The organism is Polaribacter porphyrae, assembly GCF_002954685.1.
Classification (GTDB): Bacteria; Bacteroidota; Bacteroidia; order Flavobacteriales; family Flavobacteriaceae; genus Polaribacter; species Polaribacter porphyrae.
In genome coordinates, this window is the sequence record NZ_MSCN01000001.1 from 471,021 (window position 1) to 491,348 (window position 20,328).

General features: G+C 30.0%; 13 protein-coding genes. 11 read left to right on the plus strand and 2 right to left on the minus strand.

The genetic code is table 11. The annotated features are described in order from the left end of the window. Nucleotides 1-144: 144 nt before the first annotated feature. From BTO18_RS02160 to BTO18_RS02195, 7 genes are all read left to right on the plus strand, one after another. On the plus strand, nucleotides 145-1,014 hold the full coding sequence (locus BTO18_RS02160; protein WP_105014648.1) for an outer membrane protein assembly factor BamD: 870 nt from the start codon (nucleotides 145-147) through the stop codon (nucleotides 1,012-1,014). Between the two features lie 5 nt (nucleotides 1,015-1,019). Then, complete coding sequence (locus BTO18_RS02165) at nucleotides 1,020-1,340, plus strand: DNA-directed RNA polymerase subunit omega (RefSeq protein ID WP_105014649.1); 321 nt, start codon at nucleotides 1,020-1,022, stop codon at nucleotides 1,338-1,340. Then, nucleotides 1,341-2,552 (plus strand): bifunctional phosphopantothenoylcysteine decarboxylase/phosphopantothenate--cysteine ligase CoaBC, encoded by a 1,212-nt coding sequence (gene coaBC / locus BTO18_RS02170; RefSeq protein ID WP_105014650.1) that lies wholly within the window; start codon nucleotides 1,341-1,343, stop codon nucleotides 2,550-2,552. A 16-nt stretch (nucleotides 2,553-2,568) separates the two neighbouring features. Continuing rightward, nucleotides 2,569-3,459 (plus strand): type IX secretion system protein PorD, encoded by an 891-nt coding sequence (gene porD / locus BTO18_RS02175; RefSeq protein ID WP_105014651.1) that lies wholly within the window; start codon nucleotides 2,569-2,571, stop codon nucleotides 3,457-3,459. A 60-nt stretch (nucleotides 3,460-3,519) separates the two neighbouring features. Next, nucleotides 3,520-5,172, plus strand: a complete 1,653-nt coding sequence (gene recN / locus BTO18_RS02180) for a DNA repair protein RecN (protein ID WP_105014652.1) — start codon at nucleotides 3,520-3,522, stop codon at nucleotides 5,170-5,172. 109 nt (nucleotides 5,173-5,281) lie between these two features. Then, the gene (locus BTO18_RS02185) at nucleotides 5,282-6,100 is read left to right on the plus strand and encodes an enoyl-ACP reductase FabI (protein WP_105014653.1); all 819 of its coding nucleotides are present in this window, start codon (nucleotides 5,282-5,284) and stop codon (nucleotides 6,098-6,100) included. Between the two features lie 233 nt (nucleotides 6,101-6,333). After that, nucleotides 6,334-7,290 (plus strand): glycosyltransferase family 2 protein, encoded by a 957-nt coding sequence (locus BTO18_RS02195; protein ID WP_105014655.1) that lies wholly within the window; start codon nucleotides 6,334-6,336, stop codon nucleotides 7,288-7,290. Between the two features lie 54 nt (nucleotides 7,291-7,344). On the opposite strand, the gene BTO18_RS02200 is transcribed toward BTO18_RS02195, so the two are convergent. Further along, the gene (locus BTO18_RS02200; protein WP_105014656.1) at nucleotides 7,345-10,185 is read right to left on the minus strand and encodes a M16 family metallopeptidase; all 2,841 of its coding nucleotides are present in this window, start codon (nucleotides 10,183-10,185) and stop codon (nucleotides 7,345-7,347) included. Nucleotides 10,186-10,356: 171 nt separating this feature from the next. Between BTO18_RS02200 and BTO18_RS02205 the strand changes: the two genes are divergently transcribed. From BTO18_RS02205 to BTO18_RS02220, 4 genes are all read left to right on the plus strand, one after another. After that, nucleotides 10,357-13,290: a GH92 family glycosyl hydrolase gene (locus BTO18_RS02205; RefSeq protein ID WP_105014657.1), complete on the plus strand. Its 2,934-nt coding sequence runs from the start codon at nucleotides 10,357-10,359 to the stop codon at nucleotides 13,288-13,290. A 138-nt stretch (nucleotides 13,291-13,428) separates the two neighbouring features. After that, a complete protein-coding gene (locus BTO18_RS02210) occupies nucleotides 13,429-15,753 on the plus strand; it encodes a GH92 family glycosyl hydrolase (RefSeq protein ID WP_105014658.1) in 2,325 nt (774 codons plus the stop codon). Between the two features lie 50 nt (nucleotides 15,754-15,803). Further along, complete coding sequence (locus BTO18_RS02215) at nucleotides 15,804-16,808, plus strand: isoaspartyl peptidase/L-asparaginase family protein (RefSeq protein WP_105014659.1); 1,005 nt, start codon at nucleotides 15,804-15,806, stop codon at nucleotides 16,806-16,808. A 2-nt stretch (nucleotides 16,809-16,810) separates the two neighbouring features. Next, the gene (locus BTO18_RS02220) at nucleotides 16,811-18,124 is read left to right on the plus strand and encodes a sugar MFS transporter (RefSeq protein ID WP_105014660.1); all 1,314 of its coding nucleotides are present in this window, start codon (nucleotides 16,811-16,813) and stop codon (nucleotides 18,122-18,124) included. Nucleotides 18,125-18,139: 15 nt separating this feature from the next. On the opposite strand, the gene BTO18_RS17920 is transcribed toward BTO18_RS02220, so the two are convergent. After that, nucleotides 18,140-20,194: a glycosyl hydrolase 53 family protein gene (locus BTO18_RS17920; RefSeq protein WP_105014661.1), complete on the minus strand. Its 2,055-nt coding sequence runs from the start codon at nucleotides 20,192-20,194 to the stop codon at nucleotides 18,140-18,142. Nucleotides 20,195-20,328: the final 134 nt, after the last annotated feature.

Sequence of the window (20,328 nt, forward strand, 5' to 3'; positions counted from 1 at the left end):
ACTGCCTACTTTAAAGAAATTCTTAACAAAGTTTTAGTAGCAATTTTCAGCAATTTGTGAGGTTTTTTACTGATTATTGCAATGCACAATTTATGGTGCAAAAAATCGTTTTAATAATCCATATTTAATTCCTAATTTTGCACGATGCAAAAAATTAAAAATTTAGCGTTTTTAGTACTTTTTAGTTTGATGATATTTTCTTGTGGAGAATATCAAAAAGTACTGAATAAAGGTACTGCAGAAGAGCAGTATAAAATGGCTACAAAAATGTACGAAACTAAAAAGTATGCTAAAGCTTTGCGTTTATTTGAAAAAATAATGCCAGCATACAGAGGTAAACCTCAAATGGAACGTATTCAGTTTATGATTGCTCAATCTAATTTTAACGAAAAAAATTATCCTATGTCAGGTTATTATTTTGATCGTTTTACAAAGAGCTATCCAAAGAGTTCTAAAAAAGAAGAAGCCTCATTTTTATCCGCATATAGTTACAAATTAGCGTCACCAGTTTTTAGTAAAGACCCAACAGATACAAAAAAAGCGTTAGAAGCTTTTCAAACATTTATAAATACATATCCTAATTCAGATAAAATTGAAGAAGCAAATAAGCATTATAAAGAATTAAGATATAAAATGCAGAAAAAATACTTTGAAATTGCAAAAGTATATTACACAACTGCAGATTACGATTTAAGAAATTATAAAGCAGCAATACAAGCGTTTGATAATTTATTGTCAGATTATTTAGGATCAGAATTTAAAGAAGAAGCATTATTTTACAGATTAAAAGCTGCTCATGATTTTGTATTAAAAAGTACTGACAGAAGAAAGCCAGAACGTATTAAAGATGCGATTGAAGCTTACGAAAAACTAAAAAGAAATTTCCCAGAAACTCAATATTTAGAAGAATCTAATGAAATGTTTGCAACTTTAAAGAAAGAAGAAGAAAGAGTAAACAAACTCATAGAAAAGTTTAAAGAGCTAGAGAAAGAAAACAACACTAAAGAGAAATAAATATTATGGATTATAAAGATACCAATGCAGCAATAAGTACTGTTACTTATGATAAAAATGAAATAGAAGCGCCTACAGAAAATATTTATGAGGCTATTTCTATTATAGCTAAAAGAGCAAATCAAATTAATGCTGATTTAAAGAAAGAATTGGTAGATAAATTAGATGAATTTGCTACTTACAACGATAGTTTAGAAGAAGTATTCGAAAATAAGGAACAAATTGAAGTTTCTAAATTCTACGAACGTTTGCCAAAACCAACTGCAATAGCTGTTGAAGAATGGTTAAATGAAAAGATTTATTACAGAACTCCAGAAGAAGAATAAATGTCTGTTTTAAGTGGTAAAAAAATTCTTTTAGGCATAACTGCTGGAATCGCCGCTTACAAAACAGCCAATTTAGTTCGTCTTTTTATAAAAAAAGGAGCAGAGGTCAAAGTAATTATGACACCTGCTTCTAAAGATTTTATAACTCCTCTCACACTTTCTACACTTTCTAAAAACCCTGTTCACTCAACTTTTTATGATAAAGAAGATGAAAATGAATTATGGAATAACCATGTAGAACTTGGTTTATGGGCAGACTACTTTTTAGTAGCGCCAGCAACAGCAAACACACTTTCTAAAATGACTAATGGGGTTTGCGATAACTTATTATTAGCTACATATTTATCAGCTAAATGTCCAGTATATTTTGCACCAGCTATGGATTTAGATATGTACAAACATCCTTCAACCAAAGAAAGTTTACAAAAACTACAAAGTTTTGGTAATGTTATGATTCCTGCAACTTCTGGTGAATTAGCTAGTGGTTTAGTTGGCGAAGGAAGAATGGCTGAACCAGAAGAAAGTGTTGCTTTTATAGAGAATGATATTCTATCTAAACTACCATTAAAAGGCAAAAAAGTATTAATTACTGCTGGTCCAACTTATGAAGCTATTGACCCTGTACGTTTTATTGGTAATCATTCTTCAGGTAAAATGGGTTTTGCAATAGCAAAGCAAGCCGCTAATTTAGGAGCAGAAGTATTTTTGATTTCTGGACCAAGCCATCAAAAAATAAAGCATTCTTTTGTAAAACGAATTGATGTTATTTCTGCAGATGATATGTATAAAGCTACACATCAATATTTTAAAAATATGGACATTGCTATTTTATCAGCAGCTGTAGCAGATTATAAACCAAAAAATAGTGCCAATCAAAAAATAAAAAAGGCAACAGCATCGTTAAACATAGAGTTGTTGCCTACAAAAGATATTTTAGCTTCTTTAGGAGAGATTAAAGAACATCAGTTTTTAGTAGGTTTTGCATTAGAAACTAATAATGAAATTGAAAATGCAAAAAGCAAGCTAAAACGTAAAAATTTAGATGCAATTGTACTAAATTCATTACAAGATAAAGGAGCAGGTTTTGCAACAAATACGAATAAAATTACTATTATTGATAAAAATTTGGTCGAAAAACCTTTTGAATTAAAGTCGAAAGATAAGGTAGCAAAAGATATTATGAATGAAATCGTAGCTAAATTAGAATTATAAACTTACTAAAGTAAACATGCGTAAACTATATTTTCTTTTTGTTTTCTTTTTAACAATATGCAGTTTTAAAGCCCAAGAAATGAACTGTTTGGTTAATATTAACTATGAACAAGTTGCTGGTTCTAATAGACAAGTTTTTACGACTTTACAAACTGCTTTAACAGAGTTTATCAATCAAACAAAATGGACAAATAGAGTTGTAAAACCAGAAGAAAGAGTTGATTGTGCTATGAATATTATCATTATTTCTAGAAACGATAATACATTCGAAGCTACACTTCAAGTTCAATCTACAAGACCAGTTTACAATTCAACATATTCTAGCCCGCTTTTAAATTTAAAAGACAATGATTTTTCTTTTAAATACAATGAATTTGATCCTTTAATTTACAACAGAAACTCATTTGATAGCAATTTAATATCTACCATTGTTTTTTATGTATATACTATTTTAGGAGTTGATGCAGATACTTTCTCAAAATTCGGTGGTGAAACTGAATTAAAAGAAGCAGAAAATGTAATGTTGCAAGCACAACAGAGTGGCATTGGTTCTTGGCAAAATGTGGTTGGTAAACAAAATCGTTTTTTATTGATTGATAACTTATTATCATCTAAACTAAAAAATTATAGAAGTGCTATGTATGATTATCACATTAAAGGACTTGATAATTTTTCATCAAACAAAGACTTCGCTAAGCAAAAAATAGAAGACACTGTCATGACAATTGAAAGTTTATTTAATAAAACCGTTGGTAATTACTTAATTAGAGTGTTCTTTGATGCTAAAGCTGATGAAATTGTAAATATTTATTCAGATGGCCCAAAAACTAGAAATACTTCTCGTTTAACGAGTACATTACGTAAAATCTCTCCAAATAACAGTTCCAAATGGAGGAGTATTGAATAGATTTTTCTCATAGCTTTCTAAAATTATTTCACTAATTTTAAACTTTAAAAATTAGCGAATTTGTTAACATCATTATCCATAAATAACTACGCTTTAATCAACCAGTTAAGTATTGACTTTTCTTCTGGTTTATCAATTATTACTGGTGAGACTGGTGCAGGAAAATCTATTTTGTTGGGAGCTTTAGGTTTGGTTTTAGGTAACAGAGCAGATTCATCAACTTTAAAAGATACCTCAAAAAAATGCATTGTAGAAGCCAAAGTAGCTGTTGCAACTTATAATTTAAGAGATTTTTTTGATGAGGTAGATTTAGATTATGATGATAATACCATCATTAGAAGAGAAATTTTACCATCAGGTAAATCTAGAGCGTTTGTAAATGATACACCAGTAACTTTATCAGTTTTAAATCAATTAAGAGTAAAGTTAATAGACGTGCATTCTCAACATCAAACTATGCAATTGTCTGATGTTAATTTTCAGTTTTCAGTTTTAGATGCTTTGGCTAAAAATGAAGCTAAAACTGTATCCTATAAAAAAGGATTACAGCAATTAAAGTCATTACAGGGAGAATTAGAAAATTTAGAGCAAACTCAAAGAGAAGCAAATCAACAATATGATTATAATTTGCATTTGTTTAATGAGTTAAATGATGCAAATCTTCAAACTGATGAACAATCAGAATTAGAGGAAAAGTTAGAAAAACTCAACAATATAGAAGACATCAAACTCAATTTATCTGAAGCATTAGAGATCTCAATAAATGAAGAAATTGGTGTTCAAAATTTATTGAATACTTTAGAAAGTAGATTGTCTAAAATAGCACCTTTTTCTAAAGAATATCAAGAATTATCTAATAGAATTACTTCTATAAAAATTGAGTTAGATGATATTGTTACTGAATTAGAAAACGCGAATGAGAATGTAGATTTTAATCCTAATGAAGCTGAAGAAATTAATGACAGATTGCAATTACTTTATAATTTACAAAAAAAACATTATGTAAATTCTAACGAAGAGTTATTACTTATTTTAGAGCAATTATCAGAAAAAGTTAGTCATGTAGAAAATGCTGAAGAAGCCATCAATAAAAAGAAAAACGAAATACAAGGAATAGCAAAAAAACTAGATGATTTAGCATTAAAAATATCAAGAGCTAGAAATAAAGTAATACCAGATTTAATAAATCAATTGCAGAATTTACTATCAGATTTAGGTATGGAGAATGCTCGTTTTTCAATTACTATTAAGCATAAAGAAAGTTATTTTAATAGTGGTAAAGATGAGCTTCAATTTTTGTTTTCAGCAAATAAAGGAGGTAGTTTTGGAGCGTTAAAAAAAGTAGCTTCTGGTGGAGAGTTATCAAGAATAATGCTATCCATCAAAAAAATATTATCAGAAAATACAAATTTACCCACAATTATTTTTGATGAAATAGACACAGGAGTTTCTGGTGAGGTTTCTAATAAAATAGCCTCGATTATGCAACAAATGAGTAGAAATATGCAAGTAATAGCTATTACTCATTTACCACAAATTGCAGCTAAAGGAAATAATCATTACAAAGTTTTTAAGCAAGACGTTGATAATACAACCACTACTAACTTAAAGCAATTAACTTTAGATGAAAGAATTGTTGAAATAGCTGAAATGTTGAGCGGAAAAGAATTTTCTGAAACTGCAATTACGCATGCCAAAGAATTACTAAATTAATTTTAGAATCAAGAATCAAGAAATGAGTGTCATTTCGAAATGAGCTTTGTAGCGATTGAGAAATCTCAATAAACTAATAACTAAACACTAACAACTAAAAACTGTAGTTATGTACAATTTATTAAAAGGAAAAAAAGGAATTATTTTTGGAGCATTAAACGAACACTCAATTGCTTGGAAAGTAGCAGAAAGAGCACATGAAGAAGGTGCTACTTTTGTATTAACAAACGCACCAATTGCTTTAAGAATGGGACAGTTAAATGCACTAGCAGAAAAAACAGGTTCTCAAGTTATTGGAGCAGATGCCACTTCTATTGACGATTTAACCAACTTGGTTGAAAAATCTATGGAAATTTTAGGAGGTAAAATTGACTTTGTTTTACATTCAATTGGTATGTCTGTAAATGTTAGAAAAGGTAAACATTATACAGATCCTAAATACGACTTCACTACAAAAGGTTGGGATATTTCAGCAGTATCTTTTCATAAAGTAATGAATGTTTTATACAACAAGAATGCCATGAGCGAGTGGGGATCAATTGTAGCATTAACATACATGGCTGCTCAACGTGTTTTTCCAGATTATAATGATATGGCAGATAATAAAGCCTATTTAGAAAGCATTGCACGTAGTTTTGGGTATTTCTTTGGTAGAGATTATAAAGTACGTGTCAACACAATTTCACAATCCCCAACACCAACTACTGCAGGTAGTGGAGTTAAAGGTTTTGATGGTTTTATTGAGTATGCAGAAAAAATGTCTCCTTTAGGAAACGCTACAGCTTTAGAATGTGCAGATTATACCATTTCTTTATTTTCAGATTTAACTAAAAAAGTTACATTACAAAACTTATTTCATGATGGAGGATTCTCTAACATGGGTGTAAGTGACCCAATTATGGATAAATTTGTAGGAGAAGAAGATTAGCCTTGTCATTGCGAACATAGTGAAGCAATCTGTTTATTTTTTTGAAGCCAGAAACCTGCTTTCACTACTCGCTTTTTATTTTTCCAAAATAAAAGAGCTCAAACAAACCGTTCAATCAGGGCTAAACTTGTTTGCTAACAAAAAGATATCTAAAATTGAAAGTTCTTATTTAAAAGCTTTCAATTTTTTTATTTCTTATTTTTGGGACTTTATAGCATTATAACAATACAACTTTGAAACTCAATTTCTCCATAATAATCCCAGTTTACAATCGCCCAAAAGAAATTAACGAATTGTTAGAAAGTCTAACAAAACAAGATTTTAATAATGATTTTGAGGTTGTAATTGTTGAAGATGGTTCAACAGAAACTTCAGAAAAAGTGATTGAGAACTATCAATCTCAATTAAACATCAACTATTTTTTTAAAGAAAACAGTGGAGCAGGAGCTAGCCGAAATTTTGGAATGCAAAAAGCTTCTGGTAATTATTTTATCATTTTAGATTCAGATGTTATTGTTCCTCCCCAATATTTAACCACAGTAAAAAATACGCTAGAAAGCAATTATACAGATGCTTTTGGTGGTCCAGATGCAGCACATCATAGCTTTACAGCATTACAAAAAGCCATTAATTATTCTATGACGAGTTTTTTAACAACTGGCGGAATTCGTGGAAAGAAAAAAGGAGTAGGGAAGTTCCAATTACGAAGTTTTAATTTAGGGATTTCTAAAAAAGCTTTTGAAATAACTCAAGGTTTTTCTAAAATGAAAACAGGAGAAGATATCGATTTAACCTTTCGATTATGGGAAAATGGTTTTGAAACACAATTAATAACAGAAGCATTTGTATATCACAAACGAAGAAGTACAATAAAACAATTTTTTAAACAAACCTATGCTTTTGGTACAGCCAGACCAATTTTGAATAAAAAATATCCTGAAAGTGCTAAACTCACATTTTGGTTTCCAAGTGTTTTTATTTTGGGTTTCGATTTAAGTATTTTGTTACTATTTTTTAGAATTTCAGAATTGCTAGATGTGTATTTCTTTTATTTTATTATTCTTTTATTAGATTCTTTATTTAGAACTCAAAAAATAAAAGTTGCTTTCTTAAGCGTAATCACTTCATTTACTCAATTTTTAGGATATGGATTAGGTTTTTTAAAATCACAATTTTTTAGAAAAAAATAAAGCCCTCAAGAAATTGAGAGCTTTATTAAATATTTACTTATTCTTATTTAATTTTTATTTTTCAGGGTTTAAAATCCCTAAAATATAACCATCAGTTAAATACTTTTTAGCTACTTTTTGAATATCAGCTTTTGTAAGAGCATTTACTCTTTCTTCAAAATTCATAGTATCAGATGCATCATTTTTCATGTAATCGATATTCTTAATTAGATTTAACCAATATCTGTTTCTTTTTACACTTTCTTTATGATCTAAAATTTGAGCTTTTTTTGTTTTACTTAAATCTTCATCTGTAGGTCCATTTTTTACAACATTCTCAATTTCTTTAACAGCAATGTTTTTTAATTTCTCTACATTTTCTGGTGCACAAGGAAAAGAAATTGAAAAGTTATAACGTCCATAAGGCATTTTAGAGATATTACCTCTGGTTCTAGAAGAATATACACCACCTTCTTGCTCACGTAATTTTTCTGTTAATTTAATACCGATAATTTCGCCCAAACTTTTAAAAGCTAGTGCTTCTTTTTTATCATATTCAGTTTCTCCTTGATAAATTATTCTAACATTACTTTTCGGATCTTTACCTTTATTTACCACTTTAGTATGCGATCCTTTTATAGGTCTAAAATCACTTACCTTGTAGTTTTCATTTGAATTTTTACCAGGTAAACTGGCAATGTATTTCATGGCTAATCTCGCAAGTTTTCTCTCATCAATATTCCCTACAAAGTAGAAATTAAAATCTCCTGCATCAGCAAAACGTTCTTTATATTTTTTATACGCTAAATCATAATCAGCAGCATCATACTTTTCTACGGAAGGAAAACCTGTGTAACGTGGATTGTCAGCATTCATAAAATCTGACATTTCTTTTTGAAAAAAGAAATTAGGGCTAGCTAATAAATTACCTAAAAAACTTTTATTTTTATTTATTGATGACTTAAATGCTTTTTCATCTTTATTTAATGCTGTAAAATATAAATGTACTTGTTGAAATAAAATTTCTAAATCTTTAGGAGATGCAGAGCCATTAAAACCTTCACTTATGCCTCCTATGTAAGGTCTAGCATTTGCTATTTTACCAGACATCATTTTAGACATATCAGAAATTGTATATCCATTAATTCCTGCATCTGTTAATGCTCCATTTGCAAAAGAAGTCGCTTTTAATTCTTCATCAGTATACAAAGAAGTTCCTCCATAACTATAAGCCGTAAATAAAATTTCATCATTTTTAAAATCGGTTTTCTTATAAGTTACTTTTGCACCATTTTCTAAAGTAAAGGTTTTTGTGCTTAATTCTTTATTTTCAGAAAAACCAGTAATTTTACCCATAGAAGGTTCATTTGTAATTAAAGAAGCTGCGACTTCTTTATCTTCATAAGGTTTTAATTCTTTTGTTTTAACAGCTTCTAAAGCATTTAAAACTTGTGCTTCTGTCACTACTTTTTTTGGACCTGTAATAATAATTACACGATTATCATCATATATATAATCTTGAATAACATTATTAACTTCTTCTAATGTAATTGAAGGAAGTATTTTCTTATTCATATCAAACCTCCAAGCTACTCCTGGTATTGGTCTTTCATCTAAAAAATTACTTACATAAGCACCTACTATTCTTCCAGATTCATTTTTATCACGATTTTTATAAGATTTTTCTAAACGAGCCATTACATTTTTTTTAGCTCTATCTAATTCACCCTTTTTAAATCCAAAACGTTTTACCCTTTCACTCTCTTCTAACAAAGCATTTAAACCTTTTAATTGCCCATCTGCACTTGTAGTTGCTTGTGATTGATATGCTTCTCTATTTCTTGCATAAGTTCCACCATGATAACTAAAACCGAATACGAATGGTGGGTTTTCTGCATTTCTTAATTCATCTAAACGATTATTAATCATTTGCGTAAAAAGAGATTGTACAATAGAATTTCTGTAATCTAAAACTGTTTTTGTAGGTGTAGCATCTTCACGATCTTTATACATTAACTGAACTCTAGCAAAAGGAGTTTCTTTATCTGCTTCTATGGCTACAAAAGTTTCTTTATGATTTTTTATCGAGAATGATTTTCTTTCTCTCGGATTTTTTGAAACGGGAACATCGCTAAAATATTTTTTGATTTTGTTTTCTAGTTGTGCTACATCTACATCACCTACAGCAATTACAGCCATTAAATCTGGTCTATACCAATCTTTTTGAAAACGTCTAATACTTTCATAAGAGAAATTTTTGATACTTTCTTCAGTTCCAATTGGTAATCTGTCAGCGTATTTAGAGCCAAACATCATTTTAGGAAGGTATTTTTCCATCATTCTGCTATCAGCACCTCTCCTAGATCTGTACTCTTCTAGTACAACTCCACGTTCTTCATCAATATCTTTTTCTTCTAATAAAGCATTACCAGCCCAATCTCGAATTATTTGGAAACCTTTATCTAATTTTGCTTCATCATCACTAGGAATAGGTAAAATGTATACAGTTTGATCAAAACCTGTGTAAGCATTTAAATCTGCACCAAATTTTACACCTATAGATTGTAAGTAATTGATTAATTCGTTCTTTTTAAAGTTTTTGGTTCCATTAAAATTCATGTGTTCCATAAAATGGGCAACACCTAATTGATCATTATCTTCTAAAATAGAACCTGCATTTATAGCCAAACGTAACTCAACTTTATCAGCAGGTTTTCCATTATTTTTAATATAATAGGTTATTCCGTTTGATAATTTTCCAATTTTAACACTTGGATCGATAGGAATTTCAGGTGATTTAACTTCTTCTTTTACCACCTTTTCAACTTCTTTTATTTTCTTCTCAACTGCTTTTTTTTGAGAATCGCAAGAAGCCATTATAGAGGTTAATAATACAATATATAGGATTTTTTTCATAGATATGAGGATTTAGTTAATAAAATGTATGCTAATATATTTCTTTTACTAGAATTAAACTAAAATTTTAGTTTAATTTTTTATATTTCTATATTTTTAATTAAAAACGAAATTGAGATTAAAAAGTTTCAAATTCTGCTATATTTGATATGATTTTAATCATCTATTTTAATGAAATTTAAAAATATACTATATTTTATTGCTATATCTTTATTTATTTCTTGTACTACTAACATAGAAATTACATCCGCAAAAAAAGATAAATCCCTAATAACTTATGTAAATCCTTTTATAGGAACTGGTGGTCATGGACATACATATCCAGGAGCAACTATGCCTTTTGGAATGATGCAATTAAGTCCAGATACACGTTTAGATGGTTGGGATGGATGTTCTGGATATCATTATTCAGATGATGAAATCTATGGGTTTTCCCACACACATTTAAGTGGAACAGGTGTTTCTGATTATGGAGATATTTTACTGATGCCAACTAACAAAGCCATTTTTAATAATGGAGCTGATGGAAAAGTAGGGTATAAATCTAAATTTTCTCATGATAAAGAAATAGCTGAACCTGGTTATTATAAAGTTCATTTAGAAGATACAAATATTGATGTAGAGTTGACAATTTCTAAACGAAGTGGTATTCATAAATATACTTTTAATGAAACACAGCAAGATTACATCATTTTAGATTTAGAACATAGAGATCAATTATTAGCTCATCAAATAGAGCAAGTTTCACCAAGAGTTATACATGGTTTTAGACACTCTAAAGCTTGGGCAACTAACCAAAAGCTATTTTTTTATATAGAGCTTTCTCATGAGGCATTGCTAAAATATCCAGCCTCAAAAAATCCTACTAAAACAGCTATGTCTATTCATAATCCAAAGAATGAGCCTGTTTATGTAAAAATAGGAATCTCTGCAGTTGATATTGAAGGAGCAAAGAAAAACCTACAAGAAGAAATTGGTGATAAAACTTTTGATGAAGTAAAAAAAGCAGCACAAGAAACTTGGGAAAATCAATTAGAGAAAATTGTAATAGAAGATAAAAATGAAGACAATAAAGTCAATTTTTATACTGCTATGTATCATACTATGATTGCTCCAAACTTATACCAAGATGTAGATGGAAGATATAGAGGAATGGATTTAGAAATTCATAAAACGAATGATTTTGACTATTATACTGTATTTTCACTTTGGGATACCTATAGAGCAGCACATCCTTTGTATACTATTATAGAACAAGATAGAACTAATGATTTTATCAATACTTTTTTAGCCAAATATGATGAAGGTGGTATCATGCCTATTTGGGATTTATCTGCTTGTTATACAGGTTGTATGATTGGGTATCATGCAGTGCCAGTAATTGCTGATGCCTATTTAAAAGGAATTAAAAATTACGATACAGAAAAAGCTTTGCAAGCGATGATACATTCTGCAACAAGAGATAAATTAGGTTTAGAAAGTTATAAAAATTATGGATTTATTCCTGTTGAAAAGGAATCTGAATCTGTGTCTAAAACTTTAGAATATGCTTATGATGATTGGACTATTGCACAAATGGCAAAAGCCATGAATAAGGAAGAAGTTTACAAAACCTATTCAGAAAGAGCTCAATATTACAAGAATGTTTTTGATCCATCATCACAATTTATGAGAGGTCGTTTTAGAAATACTTGGTTTGCACCTTTTGATCCTTATGAAGTGAATTTTAATTACACAGAAGCCAATTCTTGGCAATACAGTTTTTATGTACCACAAGATATTTCTGGTTTTATTGATTTATTAGGAGGTAAAAAAGCGTTAGAAAATCAACTTGATAAATTATTTACTGCAAAAAATGAAACTTCAGGAAGAAATCAAGCAGATATTACAGGTTTAATTGGGCAATATGCACATGGAAATGAACCCAGTCATCACATGGCTTATTTGTACAACTTTGTAAATAAACCCCATAAAACCCAAGAAAAAGTGCATCAAATACTTACTGAATTATATACAAACACTCCAGATGGAATTTCTGGAAATGAAGATTGTGGACAAATGAGTGCTTGGTATATTTTTTCTTCTTTAGGGTTTTATCCTGTAACTCCTGCTAGTAATCAATACATTATTGGTAGCCCTTTATTTAATAAAGCAACTATTAAATTAGAAAACGGAAAAACGTTTACTGTAGAAATGGTTTACAAATCAGAAGAAAATATTTATATAAAATCAGCTAAATTAAATGGTAAAAATTATGAGTATTCCTACATCAATCATAATGATATTGTAAATGGAGGAACTCTAGTTTTTGAGATGACAAACAAACCTTCTAATTGGGGAACTAAAGATGAGTTTATTCCATCAACTTCTATAAAAGAGCACAAAATAGTTCCTGCACCTTTTATTGCAAAAGGAGATATTGCTTTTAAAGAATCAACTGAAGTTGAACTGAAATCTGTAGATGCAGCAGCTAACATTTATTTTTCTTTGGGTGATAAATACCAGAAATATAGTAGTCCTATTACAATTTCAGAGAAAGCTGCATTAAAAGTTTATGCTGAAAAAAATGGGTTAAAAAGTGCTACAATTACTACAGATTTTTATAAGATAGATTCTAATGTTAAAATTAAATTAGAAACTAAATATGCCAATCAATACAATGCAGGTGGAGATAATGCTTTAATTGATGGAATAACAGGTACAGAAGATTTTAGAACAGGTACTTGGCAAGGGTATTTTGATGTTGATGTCATTGCTGTTGTAGATTTAGGAAGTGAAAAAGAAATTAATGAAATTTCAGTTGGTTTCTTACAAGACCAACGTAGTTGGATTTTTCTTCCAAAAGAAGTAATAATTCTTGGTTCTAAAGGAGGTAGATATTATCAAAAATTAGAAAATAAAAAATTTGATAACTCTCAACCTTCTGAAGATGTAAAAATTGAAAATGCAATATTTAATTCTAATAAATATGGTAATAATTCGAAACCTAAATATAGATATATAAAAGTGCATGCTTTTAAATTAGGAAAACTTCCTAAATGGCATTTAGGATACAAACATGATGGAAGAAGTTGGTTGTTTGTTGATGAAATTCAGATAAAATAACGTCATTGCGAAGAAAGTTTTTTCTACTTTCTGTGGCAATTTCATTATTAAATAACATATCGCTTCGTAAACTCGCAAATACAAAAATAAAATGTCTGTCATTCCTGCGAAAGCAGAAATCAATAATAAAATACAATCATGATTAAAAAACTAATTCTATTATTTCTTACAATTTTGTTAGCAAGTTGTAACTCAAAATCAACCTCAAATTCTAAAATAAAAGAAAGTAACTCTTCAAAAGATTTTGTGCAGTTTGTAAACCCAATGATTGGAACCAGTAAAATGGGACACGTTTTTCCTGGGGCAACTGCACCTTTTGGGATGGTGCAATTAAGTCCGCAAACCAACTTTGAAGTCATGTTTAAAGAAGGTAAATACAACTCTAAAACCTATGAATATTGTTCAGGTTATCAATATAGAGATTCTACAATTGTAGGTTTTGCACACACGAATTTTAGTGGAACTGGACATTCAGATTTAGGTGATTTATTAGTAATGCCAACAGTTGGCGATTTAGTTTTAGATCCAATTGAAACCAAAGATGGTAAAAAAGGATTTTACTCTAAATTTTCCCATGAAAACGAAACTGCAAAAGCGGGTTATTATAAAGTTGATTTAGAAAGTTACAATATTAAAGCAGAATTAACAGCTTCAGAACGTGTTGGGTTTCATCAATATACATTTCCAAAATCTACGGAATCTCATATTTTGTTAGACTTGGTGTACAATGTATATCATCATGAAAATAAAAATGTATGGACGTTTTTACGTGTTGAAAATGATTCAACATTAACAGGTTACAGACAAACCAAAGGTTGGGCAAGAGATAAAAAGGTATTTTTTGCTATAAAATTTTCAAAACCATTTAAAAGTTATGGTCATAAAAAATATGATAAGTTAACTTATAATGGTTTCTATGGAAGATTTGATGAAACCAAAAACTTCCCAGAAATGGCAGGAAAAGATATTCGTGCTTATTTTAATTTTGATACTGATAAGGGTGAACAAATAAAAATAAAATTTGCGCTATCTCCAGTAAGTTCTGCTGGTGCCATGAAAAACTTGGAAGCAGAAATTCCACATTGGAACTTCAACAAAACAAAAGAAGCAACTCAACAAAAGTGGAATAATGAATTGTCTAAAATTGAAGTAGAAACGATTGAAAAATCACAAAAAGAAACATTCTATACAGCTTTGTATCATACCATGTTAAGTCCTATTTTATACGAGGATGTAGATGGTCAATACAGAGGTTTAGATCAAAATATTCACACTTCAGAAGGATTTACAAATTATACAATATTCTCATTATGGGACACTTATAGAGCTTTACATCCACTTTTTAATGTAATTCAACAAGAGCGTAATAATGATATGATAAAGTCGATGTTGGCTCATCAAGAAGAAAGTGTACACAACATGTTGCCAATTTGGTCTCATTATGCCAATGAAAATTGGTGTATGATTGGATATCATGCAACTTCTGTAATTGCAGATGCTGTTGTTAAAAATGTTGGCGATTTTGATAAAAATCAGGCTTTAAAAGCATCTGTAGCAACTGCAAACGTTTCTTATTTTGATGGTTTGGGTGATTATATCAAATACAAATATGTTCCAGATGATAAAAGCCATTCTTCGGTTTCTAAAACATTAGAGTTAGCTTATGATGATTGGACAATTGCACAAATTGCAAAAAGTGTTGGAGATGAAAAAACAGAAAAAACATTTTTAGAAAGATCAGAATACTTTAATAACGTATTTAATCCAGAAAACAAATACATGAGTCCTAAGCTATCAGATGGAACTTTTCGTAAGAATTTTAATCCACTAGATACTCATGGTCAAGGTTTTATAGAGGGGAATGCTTGGAATTACGGATTATATGTGCCACATCAGTTAGATAAAATGGTTACAATGATGGGAGGTAAACAAACATTTAGCAAGTTTTTAGATAATTTATTTACCCAAGAATTAGAAGATAAATACATAGAGAAACACGAAGATATTACCAGAGATGGAACTATAGGGAATTATGTACATGGAAATGAACCTGGGCATCACATTCCGTATTTGTATAATTGGACAGGTGATGAATACAAAACACAAGCAAGAGTGCGTATGATTATGGATACCATGTATGGAATTGGAGTAGATGGTTTGTGTGGAAATGACGATGCTGGACAAATGAGTTCTTGGTATATTTTTTCTGCGTTAGGTTTTTACCCTGTAACTCCAGGTGCTAATCAATATGCATTAGGAAGTCCGTTAGTTAAAAAAGCAACATTGAATTTAGAAAATGGGAATACATTAATTATTTCAACAGAAAATCAATCTAAAGAAAATGTGTATGTTTCTAAATTAACCATAAGCGGAAAAACAATTGACAGAAATTATATTTTACATGAAGAATTGATGAATGGAGGTGAGTTTGTATTTACCATGTCTAACCAGCCAAAAAAATAAACTTTTTTTGACACCTTGAGCGCAGTCGAAAGGTCTTAAAACAACAAATAATGAAACGTAGAAATTTTATAAAAAAAGCATCAGCAACAGGATTAGGATTGGTTGCAGTATCATCTACATTAATGAGTTGTGATGATACAACTAAAGATGATAAAAAAGCAGTTACTTCAACTAAAAATGCAGTAAAACCTTTGGTAATTGCAACCTGGAAAACAGATTTAGCAGTAGAAACTGCAGCTAAAGTTTTAGAAAAAGGAGGCAATGCTTTAGATGCTGTAGAAGAAGGTTGTAGAATTGAAGAAGCCAACGAAAAAGGACAATCTGTAGGTAAAGGAGGTTTGCCTGACAGAGATGGAAACGTGACTTTAGATGCTTGTATAATGGACGAAAAAGGAAATTATGGAGCAGTTTTAGGCGTTAAAAACATAAAACATGTAATTTCTGTGGCAAGAAAAGTAATGGAAGATACACCACATGTAATGTTAGTTGGTGATGGAGCAGAACAATTTGCAGTTTCTAAAGGTTTTGAAAGAGAAAACTTATTGACAGAAGCTTCTAAAAAAGCCTGGGAAAAATGGAAAGAAAAATCGGAATACAAACCGATTATCAATATAGAAAATCACGATACAATTGGTATGTTAGCTATTGATAAAAATGGCGATATTTCTGGAGCTTGTACTACAAGTGGTTTGGCTTACAAAATGGCTGGTAGAGTAGGAGATTCTCCAATTATTGGAGGAGGATTGTTTGTAGATAATGAAGTTGGTGGAGCCTCTGCAACTGGTTTAGGAGAAGAAGTTTTAAAAACTGTGGGTAGTTTTTTAATTGTAGAGTTAATGAGACAAGGAAAAACGCCACAAGAAGCTTGTGAAGAAGCTATTGGCAGAATAGTAAATAAACCAGGAAAAAATTATAAAGATTTTCAAGTAGGTTACATTGCAGTAAATAAACAAGGAGAAACTGGTGCATATTCTATTCATGAATGGTTTAGCTACAATGTTTATAAGAACAAAGAGAACAAAAACATAAAATCAGATTTTTTTAACAAAGCATAACTATGTCATCAACAACCAATAAGTCTTATAAAAGCGCTTTTATATTTTTAACAACGCTCTTTTTTTTATGGGGATTCATTACTGTATTAGTAGATAGTTTAGTGCCTAGATTAAAAGACGTTTTTGAAATGTCTTATGCAAAAACAGTTTTGGTACAATTCGCTTTTTTTACAGCTTTTTTTGTATTCTCTTTACCTGCAGGATTTATTTTATCCAAAATAGGGTATAAAAAAGGGATAGTATTTGGATTACTAACAATGGCTTTGGGTTGTATTTTATTTTATCCTGCTGCAGAATACAGAAATTTTTCTATTTTTTTAGTGGGCTATTTTACTTTAGCAGGTGGTATTACTGTTTTACAGGTTGCAGCTAATCCTTATGTAGCTTTGTTGGGTAGTGAAGAAGGCGCAAGTAGTCGTTTAAACTTATCACAAGCATTTAACTCTTTAGGAACTACAATTGCACCAGTAGTTGGGGCTTTATTTTTATTAAGTGATTCTGTAAAAACATCATCAGAAATAGAATTATTAAGTGCTGTAGACAAAACCAATTATTATGCTTCAGAGGCTACAACAGTGCAAACTCCTTTTTTATGGATTTCTACATCAATTGTAATTTTAGCCTTAATTTTTGCTTTTATAAAATTACCAAAAGTAATGCAAGAATCTCCAAAAGGAGGTTATTTAGCTTTATTAAAAAACAAGGTGATGTTAATGGGGGCTTTAGGGATATTTGTCTATGTAGGTGCAGAAGTAGCTATTGGAAGTTTTTTAGTGAACTATTTTGCAGATATGAATTTAGCACCAATGGTTGCTACCAATGAAACTATGATGAGTATTGCCAATACCATAGCAAGTACATTTAATAAAAATTTTACAGATTCTGATCCTAAATCCTTATTAGCCATTTTTGTTATCTTTTATTGGGGAGGAGCAATGATTGGACGTTTTGTAGGAGCGTATTTAACCAAAATTATGGCTCCAGGAAAAGTGTTAAGTATTTTTGCTTTTTTAGCCATTGCTATGATTGTGATTTCTATAAATACCATAGGTTTATTGTCTATGTGGTCTATTTTAGCTGTAGGTTTATTCAACTCCATTATGTTTCCAACCATATTTACTTTGTCTTTAGAAGGTTTAGGAGATTTAAAAGCACAAGCTTCTGGTTTATTATGTATGGCAATTGTTGGTGGTGCAGTTATCCCTTTTATATTTGGAAGTTTAATAGATGGTTTTGGCTTTAAAACAGCATTTATTCTAACAATTCTTTGTTATGGATATATTTTGTTTTTTGGGAGATTTAAAGTGAAAGTTTGAGTTTAGAATGATGTTTTATTTGATAATCAGTCTTTTAGTACTAATTGCTAAAGTATCTTTAAGCTGAATAAAGTAAATCCCTTTTGCTAAATTAGAAACTGACACACTAAATGTATTATTCTTGGTGATATTTTGTTGTTTATTGAATACTTTCTTACCATTTAAATCATAAATAGTTATGTACAAGTTATTACTAAAATTTAAGGGTTTTATAGTTAAATTATTTGATGTAGGATTAGGATAAATTTTAAACAGCTCTTTTTGATGATTATTTTTATCATTTGAAAGTGCATTGAGTTCAATAACTTTAACATCATCTATCTTTCCCCAAGTATTTGATTTAGTAGTAGATGCAAAAATAGTAGCAGAAGTATTTGTACTGCCTGTAGTAAATTTTATTTCTGCTAATTCAAAATCATTACCAAAATTACCTGTTATTCCAACATCAATAGATGTTGTTATATTTCCAAAATCTCTAACACCTGTAGTAACCACACCATTATCACCACTTGTACTACGAATGTAGCTTAAAAATTGATATGTAGTATTTGGTAACAGCCCAGTTATGGTTTGATAAAGCTCTGAATTACCACCACCAAACCAGCCAGAATAAACACCTGAATTTATAAGGTCAGTATCAATTCCATAATTTCCTTCTCCAAGCCAAGGAGAAATTTGCCCAGTTTCAAATCCAGGATTTTCAATAATAATTTCACCTACTTCATAGATTTGTAATGAAAAAGTCTGTGAAACTTGACATCCATTATTATCAGGTGTATAAGTAACTGTATAATCTCCAGCAGTATTTTTTTGAATTTTAGATAATGTTATTTTTCTGGAATTGGCTGAAAAACCATTTGGACCTCTCCAAGCCCAATTTGAACCAGCTACAGGTTCAGGATTAAACTGTATGGTATTACCAACTCTAGCAATAATGTTAGAAGTTTGTTGCCAGTTTTCATCATTAATTTTTATGTAAGGTGTAATTTTAGTTGCTACACATTTTTCGGCATTATCTAGAAAAGCATCTAACACCCATGAAAATTTATATTGCTTATCAGCAATTGGTATGGCAAGCCCTTGTTCATATCCATTTATGGATGAATGTGAAATTGGTTCCCAATAGAAAACACCTAAACCACGATTATTTGGTATAGCTTCTACTAAATCTATAGCATCAACTAACATATTATATGTTGATGATTGTGAGTTTTCTAAATCTCCTATTTCACAAATCATTACATCTTTAGTAAATTGATTTACAAGAAGATTTAAATTGTTAACTACACTTTGAATTGTTCCTTTATGCCAACGTGGATAATATGATACACCAATAATATCATTTTTACCTCCTTTTGCATAGAACTCATCAAAAAAACCAGTTAGAAATGTGGTATTGTTACCATCAGCAATATGGGTAATTACTTTTGTGGTAGGAGATCTATCTTTAATGGCATCATAACCTTTATTAGAAAGTGTAACAAAATTATTCATGTTAGCAAAGCTATTACTGCTAGTTAATCTACCTTCTTCCCAAAGAAAACCAGGATCAGTTTCATTACCCACTTGTACCCATTTGGGAGTAACTCCTGCATTAAGTAGAGCGTCCATTAATTGATATGTGTAATCATAAACTGCTTGTGAGAGTTGCTCAAAATTTAGGTTTTCCCAAGAAGCAGGTTTGTGTTGGCTACCAGGGTCTGCCCAAGTATCACTATAATGAATGGTAATCATTACATCTAAACCTAGATTTTTAGCTCTTACAGCATTTTTTACTACTCCTGCAGTATTTACTTCACCAATATTATCTTCTGTTGGATTTACAAATGCACGCAATCGAATCGCATTCATGTCATGATTTTGTAGAATTTTTAGTGCATCTTGTTGTTCTCCATCATCATTCAAATAAGTAATTCCAAGATTATTTTCAAAATAGCTTAACCAACCTACATCTGCACCTTTTGCTATTTGAGCTTTTGCAGTAATATTAAATACGACTATAATTACGATTACAATAATAGTATTATTAGGACTTTTAAATAAAATGCTATTGCTGTAGTTTTTTTGCATTATACTGAATAATTAATATTTTGTTTACTCATTTATATCTTTTTACTAAATTAATAAATATTGATTTAAAATATGTTAAATAATAAAACCCAAAACAATCAAGTTTTGGGTTTATAAACTATCTAAAGGTATTG

What these genes read in the sequence shown, in the direction of transcription:
- BTO18_RS02210 (WP_105014658.1), top strand. Translation starts at nt 13,429, where the DNA reads ATGATTAAAAAACTAATTCTATTATTTCTTACAATTTTGTTAGCAAGT.
- BTO18_RS02220 (WP_105014660.1), top strand. Translation starts at nt 16,811, where the DNA reads ATGTCATCAACAACCAATAAGTCTTATAAAAGCGCTTTTATATTTTTA.
- BTO18_RS02215 (WP_105014659.1), top strand. Translation starts at nt 15,804, where the DNA reads ATGAAACGTAGAAATTTTATAAAAAAAGCATCAGCAACAGGATTAGGA.
- porD (WP_105014651.1), top strand. Translation starts at nt 2,569, where the DNA reads ATGCGTAAACTATATTTTCTTTTTGTTTTCTTTTTAACAATATGCAGT.
- BTO18_RS02185 (WP_105014653.1), top strand. Translation starts at nt 5,282, where the DNA reads ATGTACAATTTATTAAAAGGAAAAAAAGGAATTATTTTTGGAGCATTA.
- BTO18_RS02160 (WP_105014648.1), top strand. Translation starts at nt 145, where the DNA reads ATGCAAAAAATTAAAAATTTAGCGTTTTTAGTACTTTTTAGTTTGATG.
- coaBC (WP_105014650.1), top strand. Translation starts at nt 1,341, where the DNA reads ATGTCTGTTTTAAGTGGTAAAAAAATTCTTTTAGGCATAACTGCTGGA.
- BTO18_RS02165 (WP_105014649.1), top strand. Translation starts at nt 1,020, where the DNA reads ATGGATTATAAAGATACCAATGCAGCAATAAGTACTGTTACTTATGAT.
- BTO18_RS02200 (WP_105014656.1), bottom strand. Translation starts at nt 10,185, where the DNA reads ATGAAAAAAATCCTATATATTGTATTATTAACCTCTATAATGGCTTCT.
- BTO18_RS17920 (WP_105014661.1), bottom strand. Translation starts at nt 20,194, where the DNA reads ATGCAAAAAAACTACAGCAATAGCATTTTATTTAAAAGTCCTAATAAT.
- BTO18_RS02205 (WP_105014657.1), top strand. Translation starts at nt 10,357, where the DNA reads ATGAAATTTAAAAATATACTATATTTTATTGCTATATCTTTATTTATT.